20 protein-coding genes are annotated in these 17,884 nt (G+C 38.3%); all 20 read left to right on the top strand.

What is annotated here, in order from left to right:
- The first annotated feature begins 203 nt into the window (after positions 1 to 203).
- The 20 genes from fabT (at position 204) to grpE (ending at position 17,808) form a co-directional block, all read left to right on the top strand.
- Positions 204 to 644, top strand: a complete 441-nt coding sequence (gene fabT / locus RU87_RS04050; RefSeq protein WP_244173067.1) for a fatty acid biosynthesis transcriptional regulator FabT — start codon at positions 204 to 206, stop codon at positions 642 to 644.
- Positions 641 to 1,621, top strand: a complete 981-nt coding sequence (locus RU87_RS04045; protein WP_068161357.1) for a beta-ketoacyl-ACP synthase III — start codon at positions 641 to 643, stop codon at positions 1,619 to 1,621. The genes fabT and RU87_RS04045 overlap by 4 nt, the downstream gene beginning before the upstream one ends.
- Positions 1,622 to 1,720: 99 nt before the next feature.
- Positions 1,721 to 1,948 carry an acyl carrier protein gene (locus RU87_RS04040; protein WP_068161584.1) on the top strand — a complete coding sequence of 76 codons (228 nt, stop codon included), beginning with the start codon at positions 1,721 to 1,723 and terminating at the stop codon, positions 1,946 to 1,948.
- Positions 1,949 to 2,040: 92 nt separating this feature from the next.
- A complete protein-coding gene (gene fabK, locus RU87_RS04035) occupies positions 2,041 to 2,997 on the top strand; it encodes an enoyl-[acyl-carrier-protein] reductase FabK (RefSeq protein ID WP_068161368.1) in 957 nt (318 codons plus the stop codon).
- Positions 2,998 to 3,084: 87 nt separating this feature from the next.
- The gene (gene fabD, locus RU87_RS04030) at positions 3,085 to 4,005 is read left to right on the top strand and encodes an ACP S-malonyltransferase (protein ID WP_068161375.1); all 921 of its coding nucleotides are present in this window, start codon (positions 3,085 to 3,087) and stop codon (positions 4,003 to 4,005) included.
- An 11-nt stretch (positions 4,006 to 4,016) separates the two neighbouring features.
- Positions 4,017 to 4,751, top strand: a complete 735-nt coding sequence (gene fabG / locus RU87_RS04025) for a 3-oxoacyl-[acyl-carrier-protein] reductase (protein ID WP_068161383.1) — start codon at positions 4,017 to 4,019, stop codon at positions 4,749 to 4,751.
- A gap of 58 nt (positions 4,752 to 4,809) precedes the next feature.
- Positions 4,810 to 6,057, top strand: coding sequence for a beta-ketoacyl-ACP synthase II (gene fabF, locus RU87_RS04020; RefSeq protein ID WP_068161387.1), 1,248 nt, complete (start codon positions 4,810 to 4,812; stop codon positions 6,055 to 6,057).
- A 6-nt stretch (positions 6,058 to 6,063) separates the two neighbouring features.
- Positions 6,064 to 6,555, top strand: coding sequence for an acetyl-CoA carboxylase biotin carboxyl carrier protein (accB, locus tag RU87_RS04015; protein ID WP_068161390.1), 492 nt, complete (start codon positions 6,064 to 6,066; stop codon positions 6,553 to 6,555).
- Positions 6,552 to 6,974 carry a 3-hydroxyacyl-ACP dehydratase FabZ gene (gene fabZ, locus RU87_RS04010; RefSeq protein ID WP_068161393.1) on the top strand — a complete coding sequence of 141 codons (423 nt, stop codon included), beginning with the start codon at positions 6,552 to 6,554 and terminating at the stop codon, positions 6,972 to 6,974. The genes accB and fabZ overlap by 4 nt, the downstream gene beginning before the upstream one ends.
- Before the next feature lie 16 nt (positions 6,975 to 6,990).
- Positions 6,991 to 8,361 (top strand): acetyl-CoA carboxylase biotin carboxylase subunit, encoded by a 1,371-nt coding sequence (gene accC / locus RU87_RS04005; protein ID WP_068161398.1) that lies wholly within the window; start codon positions 6,991 to 6,993, stop codon positions 8,359 to 8,361.
- 9 nt (positions 8,362 to 8,370) lie between these two features.
- On the top strand, positions 8,371 to 9,255 hold the full coding sequence (gene accD, locus RU87_RS04000) for an acetyl-CoA carboxylase, carboxyltransferase subunit beta (RefSeq protein WP_068161400.1): 885 nt from the start codon (positions 8,371 to 8,373) through the stop codon (positions 9,253 to 9,255).
- Positions 9,248 to 10,006 carry an acetyl-CoA carboxylase carboxyl transferase subunit alpha gene (locus RU87_RS03995; RefSeq protein WP_068161403.1) on the top strand — a complete coding sequence of 253 codons (759 nt, stop codon included), beginning with the start codon at positions 9,248 to 9,250 and terminating at the stop codon, positions 10,004 to 10,006. The genes accD and RU87_RS03995 overlap by 8 nt, the downstream gene beginning before the upstream one ends.
- 97 nt (positions 10,007 to 10,103) lie before the next feature.
- A complete protein-coding gene (locus tag RU87_RS03990; protein WP_068161405.1) occupies positions 10,104 to 11,708 on the top strand; it encodes an NAD(P)/FAD-dependent oxidoreductase in 1,605 nt (534 codons plus the stop codon).
- A 260-nt stretch (positions 11,709 to 11,968) separates the two neighbouring features.
- The gene (locus RU87_RS03985) at positions 11,969 to 12,235 is read left to right on the top strand and encodes an ACT domain-containing protein (RefSeq protein WP_068161408.1); all 267 of its coding nucleotides are present in this window, start codon (positions 11,969 to 11,971) and stop codon (positions 12,233 to 12,235) included.
- A 120-nt stretch (positions 12,236 to 12,355) separates the two neighbouring features.
- Complete coding sequence (locus RU87_RS03980; RefSeq protein WP_068161412.1) at positions 12,356 to 13,693, top strand: PFL family protein; 1,338 nt, start codon at positions 12,356 to 12,358, stop codon at positions 13,691 to 13,693.
- Positions 13,694 to 13,896: 203 nt separating this feature from the next.
- A complete protein-coding gene (locus RU87_RS03975) occupies positions 13,897 to 14,586 on the top strand; it encodes a histidine phosphatase family protein (RefSeq protein ID WP_068161419.1) in 690 nt (229 codons plus the stop codon).
- On the top strand, positions 14,576 to 15,382 hold the full coding sequence (locus tag RU87_RS03970) for a M15 family metallopeptidase (protein ID WP_068161422.1): 807 nt from the start codon (positions 14,576 to 14,578) through the stop codon (positions 15,380 to 15,382). The genes RU87_RS03975 and RU87_RS03970 overlap by 11 nt, the downstream gene beginning before the upstream one ends.
- A gap of 79 nt (positions 15,383 to 15,461) precedes the next feature.
- The gene (locus RU87_RS03965) at positions 15,462 to 15,872 is read left to right on the top strand and encodes a hypothetical protein (RefSeq protein ID WP_068161425.1); all 411 of its coding nucleotides are present in this window, start codon (positions 15,462 to 15,464) and stop codon (positions 15,870 to 15,872) included.
- Positions 15,873 to 16,204: 332 nt separating this feature from the next.
- Complete coding sequence (gene hrcA, locus RU87_RS03960; RefSeq protein ID WP_068161428.1) at positions 16,205 to 17,254, top strand: heat-inducible transcriptional repressor HrcA; 1,050 nt, start codon at positions 16,205 to 16,207, stop codon at positions 17,252 to 17,254.
- Between the two features lie 20 nt (positions 17,255 to 17,274).
- Positions 17,275 to 17,808 carry a nucleotide exchange factor GrpE gene (gene grpE, locus RU87_RS03955; RefSeq protein WP_068161431.1) on the top strand — a complete coding sequence of 178 codons (534 nt, stop codon included), beginning with the start codon at positions 17,275 to 17,277 and terminating at the stop codon, positions 17,806 to 17,808.
- Positions 17,809 to 17,884: the final 76 nt, after the last annotated feature.

Genomic DNA, 17,884 nt, shown 5'->3' with positions numbered 1-17,884 from the left:
TTTAAATACTAGATGTACTAAACTACATAACTCATTTTATCAAACTATGAAGTTTTGTCAAATAATATGTTTATAAATACATGGGCATCTTGTCTATTTTAGTGTGAAAACAGAAATATTGTTGACAGAAAAAACAAAACTTGATATAATTTGAAAGTCAAATAACTTGATAATCAAATATATTATGAATAGGGAGAATGTGTTTGACAGTAGATTATACAAAAATTAATCAGTATCTGACACAAATCTTTAATAATGTCTTGATTATTGAAGAGGCGGCTTTAAGATCATCACGTTTTTCAGATGTTTCTATTAAGGAGATGCATACACTAGATAGTATTGGTGAGGCAAAAGTGACTACACCTAGTGACATTGCAAAAGATTTGATGCTGACGGTAGGAACGGTCACTGTTTCTTTAAATCGTTTAGAGAAAAAAGGCTATATCGAGCGTTATCGTAGTGAAAGTGATCGTAGAGTGGTTCATGTGTCGTTATCTCATCGCGGTAAGCTACTTTATCGCCTACACCGAAAATTTCATCAGAAGATGGTGAAAGGATTTGTAGCAGACCTACCTGATGATTCAGTAGAAATTCTACAAACAGGATTGGAAAATCTTCACACATTTTTGGAGGAAATTAAATGAGTTTTGGGAGGATCACGGCAGCTGCGCATTACGCACCTGAGCAAGTCGTGACGAATGAAGCATTAACTAAGATTATGGACACTTCTGATGAGTGGATTAGTTCAAGAACAGGTATCCGACAAAGACACATTTCAGTAGATGAAAATACGTCTGATTTGGCTACAAAAGTTGGACAACAATTACTCGCTAAAAGTGGGTTACAAGCAGAAGAACTTGATTTTATTATTGTCGCAACGATTTCGCCTGATAGCAATATGCCAAGTACAGCAAATATTGTGCAAGCGAATTTAGGGGCAATAAATGCTTTTAGTTTTGATTTAACAGCTGCGTGTAGTGGATTTGTCTATTCATTAGCAGTAGCAGATAAATTGATTGCAAGTGGTGCCTACAAAAATGGGATAGTCATTGGTGCTGATGTCATGTCAAAAATAGTAGATTGGACAGATCGATCAACTAGTGTCTTGTTTGGTGATGGTGCTGGTGGCGTTTTATTACAAGCTTTATCAGAAACACCATCAATTATAGCAGAGTCATTGAAAGCAGATGGAAAACGTGGAGTATGTTTAACGAGTAACCGGACACAACCTAGTTCACCTTTTTCAACTCATAACTTATCTGATGAGCTTTATTTGAAGATGGATGGCCGTGCAGTGTTTGACTTTGCAGTAAGAGATGTACCAAAAAATATTCTCGAAACTCTTGAAAAGTCAGATACCCCTCTTGAAGCTGTTGATTATTTTCTTTTACACCAAGCTAATACTAGAATTCTAGATAAAATGGCACGTAAATTAAAAACTGATCGCAGCAAATTCTTAGCAAATATGCAAGAATATGGCAATACAACCGCAGCGAGTATCCCAATTCTACTATCAGAGGCGGTAGCATCAGGATCGATAAAACTAGATGGTTCTCAAAAGATAGTACTAACTGGTTTTGGTGGTGGCTTGACATGGGGCACACTTGTTGTTAAAATTTAGGTAATATTAGTTTAAGGATAATATTGAAATTAACAAATTGCTATGCTATCCTGATGATAATATATATATAGAAAAAAATAGAAAAATGGAGATTTAATGATGACTGTATTTGAAAAGGTCCAAGAAATTATTGTTGATGAATTAGGTAAAGAAGCAAGTGAAATTACACTTGAAACTTCATTTGAATCACTTGATGCAGACTCACTTGATATTTTCCAAATCATCAACGAAATCGAAGATGAATACGACATTGCAATTGAAACTGAAGATGGCTTAAACACTGTAGGTGATTTGGTTAAATTCGTAGACGCAAAAATTGCTGAATAAATAAAAATTCTGAGAGCGTGTGAGCGTTCTCAAAATTTTTAATCGCTAGTAGTTTGATAATCAAACTATTTGAGAATAAAAAGACATAATAGATGAAAACTAAAATAACTGAATTACTAAATATTGAATATCCTATTTTCCAAGGCGGTATGGCTTGGATTGCTGATGGTGATCTTGCTGGTGCTGTCTCAAAAGCTGGTGGCTTTGGTATCATTGGTGGTGGTAATGCGCCAAAAGATATCGTACGTGGTCATATCAAGCGTATTAGAGAAATTACCGATAAACCCTTTGCGGTAAATATTATGTTACACTCACCTTTTGTCGATGACATTGTTGATCTTGTAATTGAAGAAGGCGTTAAAGTTGTAACGACTGGAGCAGGCTCTCCTAAGAAATATATGGACCGTTTTAAAGCTGAAGGGATGATTGTCATTCCCGTAGTTGCCAGTGTTGCCCAAGCTAAATCTATGTCACGTATTGGTGTTGATGCGATTGTAGCAGAAGGGATGGAAGCTGGTGGTCATATTGGTCAATTGACGACGATGACATTAGTTCGCCAAGTTTCAGCTGCTGTTGATTTACCAGTTATTGCTGCTGGTGGTGTAGCGGATGGCAAAGGGATGGCAGCAAGTTTCATGTTAGGTGCTGAAGCTGTTCAAGTTGGGACACGCTTTATCGTCGCAACAGAATCTAATGCTCACCCAAATTATAAAAATAAAGTGTTGAAAGCAAAAGATATTTCAACAGTTGTTTCGGCGAGCCATTTTGGTCATGCGGTTAGAGCAATTAAAAATCAATTGACAAAAGACTTTGAACAGGCAGAGCTTGCAGCATTTAAACAAGCAGAACCTGATTTATCAGTATTTGAAGAAATGGGAGCTGGAAAATTACCAGCGTCAGTTATTCATGGTGATGTTGACAATGGATCTGTTATGGCAGGTCAAATCGCTGGTTTAGTTAACAAAGAAGAAACTGTTGAAGAAATTATTCTAGATTTATATAACGGTTTCCAAAAAGAAATCAAAGCTGCGGCTAAATGGTTGGATTAAAATAAAAAAATGACGAGTCTTTACTAATCAGCTTATTTACAAAATGACGATATTAGTGAGATAGTCTTTGAAATAGTGGAGTGAAAAATGACAAAAACAGGCGTGTTGTTTGCGGGTCAAGGTGCGCAAAAACTTGGTATGGCAAAAGATTTATATGATGCATTTGACATCGTCAGAAATACGTATGCTGAAGCATCTGAAATTTTAGGCTATGACTTGCGTGCGTTAATTGATCAGGATGATGAAAAGTTAGCTGAAACTAAATATACACAGCCTGCTATTTTGACAACATCAGTTGCTATTTTACGCTTACTTGAATCTAAGGGCTTTACCTATGATGTTGTTGCTGGATTGTCTCTAGGAGAGTATTCAGCCTTAGTAGCAAGTGGTAGCTTATCATTTGCTGATGCATTGCGTCTTGTTGCAAAACGTGGCCAATATATGGCTGAGGCTGCACCTACTGGATCAGGAAAAATGGTTGCTGTCATGAATACACCTGCTGATGTAATTGAAGCAGCTTGTCAAACGGCTTCTGAAAAAGGGATCGTTAGTCCTGCAAACTATAATACGCCTGCACAAATTGTGATTGGTGGAGAGGTTGCTGCAGTAGATGAAGCTTTGGCATTGCTGACACAAGCAGGTGTTAAACGCATGATTCCTTTAAAAGTATCAGGACCTTTTCATACGGCACTTTTAGCACCTGCTTCTGAAAAGTTAGCAGCTGAGTTAGAACAAGTTGACTTTCAAGCATTTACTAAACCACTTATTTCTAATACAACAGCACATGTGATGCCGTTTGATGAGATTAAGTCATTGTTAACACGTCAAGTTAAGGAACCAGTTAAATTCTATGAGTCTATTGAAACGATGATATCACTCGGTGTGACTGAGTTTATCGAAATTGGACCAGGTAAAGTGCTTTCTGGTTTTGTCAAAAAAATTGATAAAACGGTTGGTATCGTGCATGTTGAAGATTTAGTAAGCTTTAACGCAATTTTGGAGAAATAATACAACTATAAATGGAAATTAAAAATAAAAACGTCTTTATTACAGGCTCTACACGTGGTATTGGGTTAGCTATTGCACATCATTTTGCAGCTATTGGGGCAAATGTTGTGCTCAATGGTCGCTCAGAAGTTTCAGCGGAGGTATTAGCTAGTTTTGACCAATATGGTGTCAAAGTGGCAGCTATTTCTGGTGACGTGAGCGATGCTGCGGATGCAAAACGTATGATTGAAGCAGCTACAGAAGCTTTAGGCAGTGTAGATATCTTAATCAACAATGCAGGCATCACAGCTGACAAACTCATGCTTAAAATGACGGCTGATGATTTTGAAAAAGTATTAAAAATCAATCTAACTGGTGCCTTTAACATGACTCAAGCAGTCTTGAAGCCGATGTCGAAAGCACGTCAAGGCGCGATTATTAATATGACATCTGTCGTAGGCTTGATGGGCAATATTGGACAAGCAAACTACGCAGCATCAAAAGCAGGCTTGATTGGGCTTACTAAGTCAGTCGCACGTGAAGTTGCTGGCCGTAACATTCGTGTAAATGCAATTGCACCTGGCTTTGTCGAAAGCGATATGACAGATGTCTTATCTGATAAAGTCAAAGATGCTATGAAAGCACAAATTCCAATGAAACGTTTTGGTAACACTGAAGAAATCGCTACTACTGCAGTCTTTCTTGCAAGCCAAGAGTATATCACAGGTCAAACAATCGCCATCGATGGTGGTTTAACGATGCAGTAAACAATAAATAATATTAAGTAAAAAATTATCGCTATAGATGAATTGAGGAGTAAATAATATGACAAATCGTGTCGTTATCACAGGTTATGGGATCACATCACCAATTGGCAATACCCCTGAAGCGTTCTGGACAAATCTTGAAGCTGGGAACAGTGGGATAGATGTCATTCAAAAATTTGATGCTACAGAAACTGGTATTACAGTAGCTGGAGAAGTCAAAGATTTTCCTTATGACAAATACTTTGTTCATAAAGACAAAAAACGAATGGATACATTTAGTATCTATGCTATTTATGCAGCTTTAGAGGCGTTAGATATGGCTGGGATTGATCCAGAAGATAACGCGCTTGATCATGATCGTTTTGGTGCAATTATCGGTTCTGGTATCGGTGGTTTACCTGTAATCCAAGAGCAAGGTGCTAGATTAGCAACTCGTGGACCAAAACGTATTGCCCCGCTTTTTGTTCCTCTTTCTATCGCAAATATGGCGACAGGAAATGTTGCGTTACGCGTGAGAGCTAACGGGATCAGTCGTGCTGAGGTTACAGCATGTGCTGCTGGTACAAATGCGATCGGATCTGCTTTTCATGAAATCAAACATGGCTATGCAGATATTATGTTAGCTGGTGGTACAGAAGCAGCAGTCTGTGAATTAGGTGTTGGTGGTTTTGCTAACTTAACAGCCCTAACAAAAGAAACAGATCCAAAACGTGCCTCAATCCCATTTGATAAAGATCGTTCAGGGTTTGTTTTGGGTGAAGGATCAGGTATTTTGGTACTTGAAAGTCTTGAACATGCACAAAAACGTGGTGCAACTATTATAGCTGAGATTGTAGGGTATGGGTCTACTAATGATGCGCACCATATGACAACACCACTTCCAGAAGGTTCTGGTGCTGCCAAAGCTATGAAACTCGCACTAGCTGAAGCTGGTATTCAGCCAAGTGATGTAGGTTATATCAACGCACACGGTACATCAACACAAGCAAATGAAAAAGGTGAAGCACTTGCCATTCATAGTGTATTTGGAGATGATGAAAATGTTTTAGTATCTTCTACTAAGGCATTAACTGGTCACGCACTTGGTGCAGCTGGTGGACTTGAAGCGATTGCGACTTTACAAGCGATCCAAAATCAATATGCACCTGTTAATGCTGGGACAACTGAACTAGATGAAAATACTAGCTTGATCAATGTTGTACTGGGCGAAGGTAAAAAACATGACATTAACTATGCCATTTCAAATTCTTTTGGTTTTGGTGGTCATAATGCCGTAATTGCACTTAAGAAATGGGAAGGTGAATAAAGCAACATGTCTTTACAAATTAATGAAGTCAAAGCGTTAATGACGCAATTTGATGGGTCTACATTACGTGATTTTTCTTACGCAACGTCAGAATTTAACCTATCTTTTTCTAAAAACACTGGTAGCCAAGTAGCATCAGCAGCACCAACTACAGTTGCAAGTGCTCCAGCTATCGCACCTGAAGTGTCTCAAGCACAAGTAACAGAGTCAGTAGTAGCGGCTACAGAAACAGTCGCTAGTGAGGCAGCTCCTGAAGTTGCTGAAGGCGAAGTGGTAACAAGTCCACTCGTGGGTGTTGCATACCTTAAACCGGCACCTGATAAATCTGATTTTATAAGCGTTGGTGATTCAGTTAAAAAAGGTCAAACTTTATTGATCATTGAAGCGATGAAAGTTATGAATGAAATTCCAGCACCAAAAGATGGCGTTGTGACAGAGATCATCGTATCACCTGAAGCAATGGTTGAGTATGGAGAGGAATTGGTTCGAATTAAATGATTGATATTAATCAAATAAAGGAAGCCTTACCTCATCGCTACCCTATGCTACTTGTTGATCGGGTATTGACACATTCAGAGGATGAGATTACAGCCTTGAAAAATGTCACGATTAATGAACCATTTTTCAATGGTCATTTTCCGGAATATCCTGTCATGCCAGGTGTTTTGATCATGGAAGCCCTAGCTCAAGCAGCAGGTGTTTTAGAGTTATCAAGACCCGAAAACAAAGGCAAATTAGTATTTTATGCTGGTATGGACGGTGTAAAATTTAAAAAGCAAGTTGTACCGGGAGACCAACTCATCTTGCATGCTAAATTTATTAAACGTCGTGGTCCTATTGCTGTCGTAGAAGCAAAAGCGACAGTGGATGGCAAGTTAGCCGCAAAAGGTACGTTAACTTTTGCTATCGGCGAGTAAATTAAAGGGTAATGAAATGTTTAAAAAAATATTAATCGCCAACCGTGGTGAAATTGCTGTACGTATTATCCGAGCAGCACGTGAATTAGGTATCCAAACTGTTGCCGTGTATTCAGAAGCAGATCGTGATGCCCTGCATACATTAATCGCTGATGAATCAGTCTGTATTGGTCCAGCAAAAGCGACAGAGTCTTATCTAAACATGCATCAAATTATATCTGCTGCTGTCACTTTAGGCGCTGAAGCAATTCATCCTGGGTTTGGCTTTTTGAGTGAGAACTCAAAATTTGCTAATTTATGTGAAGAAGTTGGTGTTAAATTTATCGGTCCATCAGCACATGTTATGGATACGATGGGTGATAAAATCAACGCACGTGAACAGATGATTGCTGCAAATGTACCTGTTATTCCAGGTTCAGATGGTGAAATTTTTGATGCGACACAAGCACTTGAAGTGGCACAAAAAATCGGCTATCCAGTGATGTTGAAAGCATCAGCTGGTGGTGGGGGAAAAGGGATTCGTAAGGTTAATTCTCAAGAAGAATTGGTACCGAATTTTTCATCTGCCCAAGCTGAAGCCCAAGCAGCGTTTGGTAATGGTGCCATGTATATGGAACGTGTTATCTATCCTGCTAGACACATTGAAGTACAGATTTTAGCTGATGAATATGGTCACGTTGTTCACCTTGGTGAACGTGATTGTTCTTTACAGCGTAATAATCAAAAAGTGTTAGAAGAAGCGCCATCGATAGCGATTGGTCATACACTACGTGCTCAAATCGGAGAAGCAGCCGTTGCTGCCGCTAAATACGTTGGCTATGAAAATGCTGGAACGATTGAATTCTTACTTGATGAAACGTCTGGTCAGTTTTATTTCATGGAAATGAATACACGTGTGCAGGTTGAGCATCCTGTCACTGAATTTGTAACGAATGTAGATATCGTTAAAAATCAAATTAAGATTGCAGCAGGTGAAGCACTAGACTTTACACAAGATGATATTAAAATTAGTGGTCATGCGATTGAGTGTCGGATTAACGCTGAAAATCCTAAATTCAATTTTGCGCCAAGTCCAGGTAAAATTACTGATTTATACCTACCTTCTGGGGGTGTGGGTCTTCGTGTTGACTCAGCTATGTATCAAGGCTATACGATACCGCCATATTATGATAGTATGATTGCAAAAATCATCGTTCATGGTGAAAATCGTTTTGAGGCTTTGATGAAAATGCAACGTGCGCTTTTTGAACTTGAAGTAGAAGGCGTGCATACTAATGCTGAATTTCAGTTAGATTTAATATGTGATAAACAAGTTGTTGCAGGAGATTACGATACTGCATTTCTAGGAGAAGTATTCTTACCAACATATTTGAAAAAAGAGGATTGATAATAGATTATGGCTTTATTTAGTAAAAAAAGTAAATATATTCGCATCAATCCCAATCGCTCTAGAAGTAACGAACGCACAGTAACACCAGAAATTCCAGATGAATTATTTGCTAAATGTCCTGGCTGTAAACACACGATCTATACCAAAGATCTAGGTGTTGAAAAAGTTTGTCCATTTTGTGCTTATAACTTTAGAATCTCTGCGTTTGAGCGCTTAAATATTGTTGTAGATGCGGATTCATTTACAGAATTGTTTACAGGTATCGACTCAACAGATCCGTTGCAGTTTCCTGGCTATCCTGAAAAATTAGCAGCAGCTAAAGCACAAACAGGTCTTGATGAGGCTGTTTTAACTGGTGTTGCAACGATTGAAGGGCAAAAAATAGCGATTGGGATCATGGATGCTAATTTTATCATCGCATCTATGGGAACTGTTGTTGGTGAAAAAATCACGAGATTGTTTGAGCATGCCACACAAGAAAAACTGCCAGTTGTGATTTTTACGGCATCTGGTGGTGCACGGATGCAAGAAGGTATCATGAGCTTGATGCAGATGGCAAAAATATCAGCTGCTGCTAAACGTCATAGCAATGCTGGGTTATTGTACATCACAGTGTTGACTGATCCTACAACAGGTGGTGTTACGGCTTCTTTTGCGATGTTGGGTGATATTATATTAGCAGAACCACAAACCCTAATCGGGTTTGCTGGACGTCGTGTGATTGAGCAGACAGTTAGAGAAAAATTACCTGAGGATTTCCAAAAGGCAGAATTTTTACTAGCACACGGCTTTATAGATAAGATTGTCAAACGTACTGAACTATCAGGTGTTATTGGCCAAATTTTAAAACTCCATACTAAGCCTACTAAAGGAGGACAAGAAAATGCCTAATAGTGCCAATAAGATCGTGCAATTAGCGAGAAGTCAAGACCGTTTAACAACACTTGATTATGCTAGAGAAGTATTTGATGACTTTATAGAGTTTCATGGTGATCGTAATTTTCGAGACGATGGTGCAATCGTAGGTGGTATTGCAAGTCTTGATGGTCGAGCTGTGACAGTGATTGGGATTCAAAAAGGAAAAAGCCTGCAAGATAATCTTGATCGTAATTTTGGTCAGCCACATCCTGAAGGCTATCGCAAAGCTTTACGCTTGATGAAACAAGCAGAAAAGTTTGGTAGACCAATTATTACCTTTATCAATACGGCTGGAGCCTTTCCAGGTTCTGGTGCTGAAGAACGAGGTCAGGGTGAGGCGATTGCTAAAAATCTCTTTGAGATGAGTGATCTTAATGTACCAATCATCGCTATTGTGAATGGTGAGGGTGGTTCTGGTGGAGCACTTGCCTTAGCAGTGGGAGATCGTGTGTGGATGTTGGAAAACGCCATGTACAGCATCCTATCTCCTGAAGGCTTTGCAACAATTCTTTGGAAAGACTCATCAAGAGCACCCGAAGCTGCAGAGTTATTAAAAATTACCTCAAAACACTTACTTGAAAATGGTGTTGTCGATAAAGTGATTTCAGAAGAGGATACTATTGCTGAACTTAAAGCAGCATTGATCTCTGAACTAGCTATTTTATCTGAACTTTCTAGTGAAGCATTACTAGAAGCACGTTATCAAAGATTTAGAAAATATTAAAAAACGCGTTCAAGCGTTTTTTTGTTATGTTATAATAGCATTAATAGTAAATCATTGAACAATCTGTGCTTAGGCTAAGGTTAAAAGAAAGAGACGCATGCTTAGAATTACACAAATCAAACTATCCATCCAAGATGACGTATCAGCTGTTAAGTTACAAGTAGCTAAAAAACTAAAAATGAAGCCCAAAGATATCTTGTCTTTAAGCATTTACAAAGAGTCTATAGATGCTAGAAAACGGGGTGAGATAAATTTTATCTATACTGTGGATATCACCGTAGTAGATGAGCATAAATTTTTAACAGGAAAGTTTAAACATGTTGCTTTGACACCAGAATTAGCTTATCAAAATCCCCAAAAAGGAGTTAAACAGCTTACCTCTAGACCAGTTGTGGTTGGCTTTGGTCCCGCAGGGATGTATGCTGCTTTGTTACTGGCACAGATGGGGTATAAGCCACTTGTTTTAGAACGTGGTGAGGCAGTCGATGAACGTGTGCAATCAATCGATGCTTTTTGGCAAAAGGGTAAGTTAAATCCAAAATCAAATGTTCAATTTGGTGAAGGTGGTGCGGGTACATTTTCAGATGGCAAGCTGACCAGTCGTGTCAAGGATTTACGTGGTCGAAAAGTATTAACTGAGTTGGTAAATGCTGGTGCACCAGAAGAAATCCTATATAAAGCTCACCCACATGTTGGTACAGATTTGTTAAGAGATATTGTCAAAAATATTCGTAAAGAAATCATCAAACTAGGTGGTGAAGTTAGATTTGATACACAGGTTAAACAGGTTAATCTTGAACAACAGCAGTTGAAGAGCTTAACGTTAAGTACTGGTGAGGTGATTGACGTACAGCAAGCCATTTTTGCCATAGGCCATAGCGCTAGAGATACGTTTGGTGAACTCTATGAGGCGGGAGTGATGATGACCGCTAAACCTTTTGCGGTAGGTGTTCGAGTGGAGCATCCTCAAGCTGTGATCGATAAGGCACAGTATAAGGAGTTTGCCGGACATAAAAGATTAGGTGCAGCAGAATATAGATTAACGCACAAGGCAAAAAATGGCCGCGGGGTTTATACGTTTTGTATGTGTCCAGGAGGTCTTGTCGTCCCTTCAGCTTCAGAAACAGGATACCTAGTCACAAACGGGATGAGTGAGCATGCTAGAAATCAACAAAATGCCAATAGTGGTCTTTTAGTCCAAGTTTTTCCTTCAGATTTTGCTAGTGATCATCCACTAGCTGGTATTGAATTTCAGAGAGAGCTGGAAAAGAAAGCCTTTGAATTAGGAGGGGGGACCTATCAAGCGCCTGCACAGTTAGTAGGTGATTTTCTTAAGGGACAACCGTCTAAAGAGATGGGTACTGTGACGCCAAGTTATGCCTTAGGCGTTAAGCCAACGGATTTAACTGCGCTCTTTCCAGACTATATTTCAGATGCCTTAAAAGATGGATTATTAGGGCTTGATAAGAAATTGCATGGGTTTGCCATGCTAGACGCCGTAATGACAGGTGTGGAGTCTCGCTCATCATCTCCTTTAAGGATAAATCGAGATGAGAACACCTTTCAATCCGTCTCAACAAAAGGGATTTACCCAAGCGGTGAAGGTGCAGGATTTGCAGGTGGGATTGTTTCAGCTGCTATCGATGGCCTAAAATGTGCAGAAGCTTTGATTAAAGAGTATGCTCCTATGGCGGGTATTTGAAGTGGCACAATGCTAGCCATATTGAATGATCATCACAAAAAACACGATAAGATTCGTCGTGTTTTTAAGTCTCAAGATAACAAATAACACACCTTATAGGTTTGCGCTGACTAAGCTAATATGTTCTAAAAATAAATAATGATAAACAATATAGCTTAGGTTTAATGACAAAAGTATTAGCAAGAGACCTATCTATAAGGGTAGTTTTTGTGATATAATACATATTAACTATTATATGATAATAAAATTAAGGAGATCAAATGCGCGCGATTGTAACGGTTATTGGACAAGATAAAACAGGGATTGTAGCTGGAGTTTCTACACGTTTGGCAGAGCTTGAGATAAATATTATTGATATCTCACAAACAATTATGGATGGCTTTTTTACGATGAATATGGTTGTTGAGATTGATAATACAGCTTCATTTTCTGATATTCGTTCAAATTTAGAAGCATTAGGTGTGTCCTTGAAAGTTGATATTAAAATCATGAATGAAGCTATTTTTGAAGCAATGCACCAACTATAAGCGATCATGAATTAAATACAACGACGTTGAAACGGATAGCTGTTATAGATAGATGTTTTTGCATGTAAACCAGCATTCGCCTATGATATGACTAGCTATTATCTTAAGAAAGGTAACCTGATGAAACAAACGCAGATTCTTGAAACGATTCGTATGATCGAAGAAGAAAACTTAGACATACGAACAATTACGATGGGGATTTCTCTGCTTGACTGTATCGATAGCGATATTGAGCGTGCATGTGAAAAAATCTATCAAAAAATTACAACTAAGGCTAAAGATTTAGTAAACGTTGGAGATATGATTGGGGACGAGTTAGGGATTCCAATTATCAACAAACGTGTTAGTGTGACACCAATCTCAATTATTGGTGCAGCAACTGATGCTACTGACTACACACCGTTTGCACTAGCGCTAGATAAAGCAGCCAAAACAATTGGTATTGATTTTATCGGTGGCTTTACAGCTTTAGCTCAAAAAGGCTATCAAAAAGGCGATAAAATTTTGATAGACTCTTTACCTAAAGCACTTGCTGCTACAGATTATGTATGTAGTTCTGTTAATGTAGGCTCTACTAAGACTGGGATTAACATGGATGCTGTGCGTGATATCGGTGAAATCATTGTAGAAGCATCAAAATTAGACGATATGAGCTGTGCTAAACTTGTCGTGTTTGCTAATGCTGTTGAGGACAATCCATTTATGGCTGGTGCCTTTCATGGTGTAGGTGAAGCAGATGTGGTGATTAATGTCGGTGTGTCTGGCCCTGGTGTGGTAAAACGTGCGCTTGAAAAGGTTCGCGGCGAATCATTTGATGTGGTTGCAGAAGTTGTCAAAAAGACAGCCTTCAAAGTCACACGTATGGGACAACTTGTTGGGAAAATGGCTTCTGAACGTCTTGGCGTGGAGTTTGGTATCGTTGATTTATCTTTAGCACCAACGCCAGCAGTTGGTGATTCAGTAGCACGTATCCTTGAAGAGATGGGACTAGAGATGGTTGGGACTCACGGGACAACAGCTGCATTGGCCCTTTTAAATGACCAAGTGAAAAAAGGTGGTGTCATGGCTTGTAACCAAGTCGGTGGTCTATCTGGTGCTTTTATTCCTGTATCTGAAGATGAGGGCATGATTGCAGCAGTTAATGCTGGTGTGCTAAATCTAGAAAAACTAGAAGCGATGACAGCTATCTGTAGTGTTGGCTTGGATATGATTGCTGTACCTGGAGATACACCTGCAACGACGATTTCTGCTATGATTGCTGATGAAGCTGCTATTGGTGTCATTAACATGAAAACAACAGCTGTTCGTGTTATCCCTAAAGGTAAAGTGGGCGATCAAATCGAATTTGGTGGATTATTAGGTACTGCACCTGTTATGGCAGTTCACAAGGAGTCATCTGCAGCTTTTATTGCTAGAGGTGGCCATATCCCTGCGCCGATTCATTCTTTTAAAAATTAAAGAGTTAGACTATATCAAAAGTGGAGAAATCTGCTTTTTTTTGTTAGAATAAAGATGCATACATTAAATTGACGTAATCTGTTTAACAATTAATGTCTTAACTATGAGCAGACTTATAGCGTGAATAAGGATAAGCACTTTATCTTCATTTGATTGGATAGGTGCTTACGATAAAAAAATTTTGAAAAGATGAGGGATGTACAATGGTAAATATTTATTTAGTCAGACATGGCAAGACGATGTTTAATACGATTGGCCGTGCGCAAGGTTGGTCAGACACACCATTAACTCATGATGGTGAGGTTGGTGTGACTGAATTAGGCCTTGGATTTGCTGCAAAAAATATCAAATTTGATTTAGCATTCTCATCAGATAGCGGCAGAACGATTCAGACCATTGGATTTATTTTAAAATATTCCGAGAATGAAGGCATCCCTTATGAGATGGATAAGCGTATTCGTGAGTGGTGTTTCGGCAGTTTAGATGGTGGTTATGATGGTGAACTATTTGGCGGTGTTTTACCTCGCACAGATGCTTATCGTAGCAAAACAGAGGGTGAGTTAACTTATGAGGATATTGCAAACGGTATTCTTGAAGTGGATACAGCTGGTTGGGCTGAGCCTTGGGACGTATTAAGTAAACGTATTTTAGATGGTTTTTTTGATGCAGCGAAAACGGCTGAGGCACAAGGTGCTGAAAATATTGTCATCGTCAGCCATGGTTTGACGATAGCAACATTTATTAAGTTAATTGATAGCCGTCAACCTAGATTTCAAGCGTTAGATAATGGATCAGTTACCCATCTGACTTATCAAGATGGTAATTTTACAATCGGTAAGATCGGTGATATGAGTTATAGAACTTTAGGACAGGAGATTTTAGATGCCCAGTAGTCAACTTTCACGAAGAAAAAGACGTAAAACGCCAAGATACGATCGTTTGATTGCTGCTTTCATATTAATCGTCGGTTTTGTTGGTATCTTGATATTTTTCCTATCGACATTAGGACATGGTAAACCTAGTGAATCTACAAATCAGGTAGCTAAAAACAGTGGAAAATCATCTCAAAGTCAGTCGAAATCGACGACTAAATCTGAGAAGTCAAGTGATAAAAAAGATGCCTCACTTCCAAACAGTAAAACGACTGACTGGGATATGGTGTTAGTTAACCGTGAGCATCCAAAAGATGAAATGAATCCTGAACTGACACAGATAGGAAATATACAGGTTGATAGCAGAATAGCAAAATCGGCAGAAGCATTCTTAGCTGCTGCACAAGCAATTAACCCAGCAGAACACTTTATCTCTGGATACCGTAGTGTCGCTTATCAAACATCACTTTATAATCAGTATGTCGAGCAAGAGATGGCAGCTGATCCTTCCTTAGACCGTAGTGCAGCTGAAGCTAAAGTTCAAACCTATTCACAACCTGCAGGTATGTCTGAACACCAGACGGGACTTGCTATTGACCTATCAGATGTGGATAGCCTAAATGAATCGACTACTGCAAAACAAGTCGCTGAGATTGCACCAAATTATGGGTTTGTCCTTAGATTTACGGCAGACGGTACGCCAAGTACAGGTGTTGGTTATGAGGACTGGCATTTTCGCTATGTTGGTGTTGAAAACGCTAAATATATGACCGCACACCATTTGACTTTAGAACAATATTTGAAGTTATTAAAGTAATCTGACGTATAAGACAATATAACAAGGTGATTTATGGTAGAATAGTCTTATTAAATTATTACAAGGTAGGAAAATCCCCATGTTTTCAGGAAAATCTCCATCAGCTATATTTATCACAAGCTTTGGGTTACTAATTTATTCGGCTTGGCAAATGATTCAAAATATTTTGCCTAATTTACAAATTTTTCAAGTTATCTATGATACTATTTATAAAGCGATCGAGGCACTTAAAGAACAATATAGTAATAGTATGACAAATGTTCAGTTCCTTTTGTATGTTATCGTACTTGTTGCGTTTATCATCTTGATTGCTAAATTTTGGAAATTTACGATCTATGCGTTACTTTTTATCGTTTTTATTTTGATCTGTAATTTCGTATATTATGCTTGGTCAACTGGTGCAAATAGTTCCGAATGGTTTGTATTTGTTGTGATGGTCGTTAGCTTTTATAATGTTTTCACCGTTTCAAAATCTGGTGGATTGATTTAATGAGATTAATGCCTCATTGTCTAATGTTGTGATATACAGCTAGATGCTCCCTGTTGGGAGTTTTTTTATTGCTTATCATTGTATTGACTGACCTCTAGTTAAGGGTATAGCTATATGCAATCTTTCTATAAAAATCGTGAAAAGTATAGCGCACCTTGACGTGTTTGAACTATTTGGTGATGACTAGGTGAGAAGTTTGATGGAATTAGCACTCTAATATAAAGAGTGCTAAAAAATCATGCTTTATTCTTGACAATTGTTTAATAGCATTATATAATAATAAGTGTAGTTAGCACTTAGTAACTACGAGTGCTAAAAGTGAGGTGTTCATTTTGATAACAAAACGCCAGCAACAAATTCTAAACTTAATTATATCGCTATATACAGAAACACACAAAGCGGTAGGCTCAAAAGCCTTGATGTCATCGATTAAAGCATCTAGTGCGACGATTAGAAATGATATGATGTCACTAGAGGAGCTAGGCTTTATAAAGAAAGAGCATACATCATCTGGTCGGATACCTAGTGTGACTGGCTATAAATACTTTGTCGAAAATTTCTTAAAACCTGGAAAGCTAGATAACAATGACGTTTATCAGGTTATGAAAGAATTTGAGGGTGAGTATTATAAAGTTGATGTTCTCTATCAACAGGCCGCTCAAATTCTAGCAGATTTAACAGGGTTTTCTGGATTTGTATTAAACGTCTCTATGAAAAATCAAGTTTTATCTAAGTTTGACATTGTACAATTAGATAGTCATTCTGCTATGGCTGTGATGACACTTGATACAGGTATTGTCAAAACGATGCAATTTGTGCTACCTCGTGCTATGACGATGGATGATTTAACGAAGTTTAAATTCATTTCAGATGACCGATTAGTCGGGAAAAAAATATTGGATATTCATTATTCATTATTAACGGAAATCCCACAAGTTACACAAAAATATTTTACGGTGACGACAGATGTGTTACAACTCTTTGATCATGTGTTCAAAGTCTTATTTAAAGAAACGCTTATCTCTGCAGGTAGACAGAATTTATTGGAATACTCAGATGATGTCGTGTCTTTGTATAAGATTTTAATGGATGATGAAGCGATTGTTCATGAGATACGTGACATGGTTTCTGAAGATGAGGTCAGAAGTGTTAAGTTTGATGCGACACTTGTTGAAAATCACCAAATTTCCAAAAATATAACCTTAATGACACAACAATTCGTTGTACCTTATAGAGGACTTGGCACACTGGCGCTGATGGGTCCGGTTGATCTCAACTATCAGAAAGTCGTCTCTACGATGGATCTTATCGCCAAAATCTTAACCATGAAGTTAAGTGATTATTATCGATATCTTGATGGTAACCATTATGAAATGATATAAGCAAAATATATGGAGAAGTTATGACTAAGAAAAAGAAAAAAGAAGAGCTTGAAAAAGAAGTAGCAACAGAAGTTGAAAACGAAGCAGTGCTTGAAGATGTTGTTGATCTTGAGATAGATGAGTTAGCAGAGTTACAAGCTAAGCTAGATGAGATGGAAAACAAATATCTGAAAGCACATGCTGAGATGCAAAATAATCAGCGTCGTGCAAATGAGGAGCGTCAAACACTTTTAAAATATCGCTCACAAGATTTAGCACGTAAAATTTTACCAAGTTTAGATAACTTGGAACGTGCACTTGCTGTTGAGGGATTAACTGAAGATGTGAAAAAGGGGCTTGAGATGACACTTGATAGCTTGCAAAATGCATTGAAAGAAGAAGGTGTAACAGAAGTGGCTGTTGATGGCGAGTTTGATCCAAACTTCCATATGTCAGTGCAAACTGTTCCAGCAGATGATGAACATCCTGCTGATACAATCGCTCAAGTTTTACAAAAAGGTTACCAATTGCATGAGCGTAATCTTCGCCCAGCTATGGTAAGCATCTATCAATAAGCACAGAAGCGTCTGTTTAAAATCGAACTATTGAAAAAACGACCGAAATGTCGTTAAACTATGATAACTAAAACAA

Origin of the sequence: Pseudolactococcus plantarum, assembly GCF_002441715.1 — a bacterium.
GTDB lineage: Bacteria > Bacillota > Bacilli > Lactobacillales > Streptococcaceae > Pseudolactococcus > Pseudolactococcus plantarum.
Note: the sequence above shows the minus strand (reverse complement) of the source record. Positions and strands in the feature narration are given on the sequence as shown.

Excerpts from the sequence above, each read along its gene's own strand:
- fabG (WP_068161383.1), top strand. The coding sequence starts at position 4,017 with ATGGAAATTAAAAATAAAAACGTCTTTATTACAGGCTCTACACGTGGT.
- accC (WP_068161398.1), top strand. The coding sequence starts at position 6,991 with ATGTTTAAAAAAATATTAATCGCCAACCGTGGTGAAATTGCTGTACGT.
- RU87_RS03980 (WP_068161412.1), top strand. The coding sequence starts at position 12,356 with ATGAAACAAACGCAGATTCTTGAAACGATTCGTATGATCGAAGAAGAA.
- RU87_RS04040 (WP_068161584.1), top strand. The coding sequence starts at position 1,721 with ATGACTGTATTTGAAAAGGTCCAAGAAATTATTGTTGATGAATTAGGT.
- RU87_RS03995 (WP_068161403.1), top strand. The coding sequence starts at position 9,248 with ATGCCTAATAGTGCCAATAAGATCGTGCAATTAGCGAGAAGTCAAGAC.
- RU87_RS03990 (WP_068161405.1), top strand. The coding sequence starts at position 10,104 with ATGCTTAGAATTACACAAATCAAACTATCCATCCAAGATGACGTATCA.
- RU87_RS03975 (WP_068161419.1), top strand. The coding sequence starts at position 13,897 with ATGGTAAATATTTATTTAGTCAGACATGGCAAGACGATGTTTAATACG.
- RU87_RS03970 (WP_068161422.1), top strand. The coding sequence starts at position 14,576 with ATGCCCAGTAGTCAACTTTCACGAAGAAAAAGACGTAAAACGCCAAGA.
- RU87_RS04045 (WP_068161357.1), top strand. The coding sequence starts at position 641 with ATGAGTTTTGGGAGGATCACGGCAGCTGCGCATTACGCACCTGAGCAA.
- accB (WP_068161390.1), top strand. The coding sequence starts at position 6,064 with ATGTCTTTACAAATTAATGAAGTCAAAGCGTTAATGACGCAATTTGAT.
- RU87_RS03985 (WP_068161408.1), top strand. The coding sequence starts at position 11,969 with ATGCGCGCGATTGTAACGGTTATTGGACAAGATAAAACAGGGATTGTA.
- fabZ (WP_068161393.1), top strand. The coding sequence starts at position 6,552 with ATGATTGATATTAATCAAATAAAGGAAGCCTTACCTCATCGCTACCCT.
- fabD (WP_068161375.1), top strand. The coding sequence starts at position 3,085 with ATGACAAAAACAGGCGTGTTGTTTGCGGGTCAAGGTGCGCAAAAACTT.
- RU87_RS03965 (WP_068161425.1), top strand. The coding sequence starts at position 15,462 with ATGTTTTCAGGAAAATCTCCATCAGCTATATTTATCACAAGCTTTGGG.
- fabK (WP_068161368.1), top strand. The coding sequence starts at position 2,041 with ATGAAAACTAAAATAACTGAATTACTAAATATTGAATATCCTATTTTC.
- fabF (WP_068161387.1), top strand. The coding sequence starts at position 4,810 with ATGACAAATCGTGTCGTTATCACAGGTTATGGGATCACATCACCAATT.
- grpE (WP_068161431.1), top strand. The coding sequence starts at position 17,275 with ATGACTAAGAAAAAGAAAAAAGAAGAGCTTGAAAAAGAAGTAGCAACA.
- accD (WP_068161400.1), top strand. The coding sequence starts at position 8,371 with ATGGCTTTATTTAGTAAAAAAAGTAAATATATTCGCATCAATCCCAAT.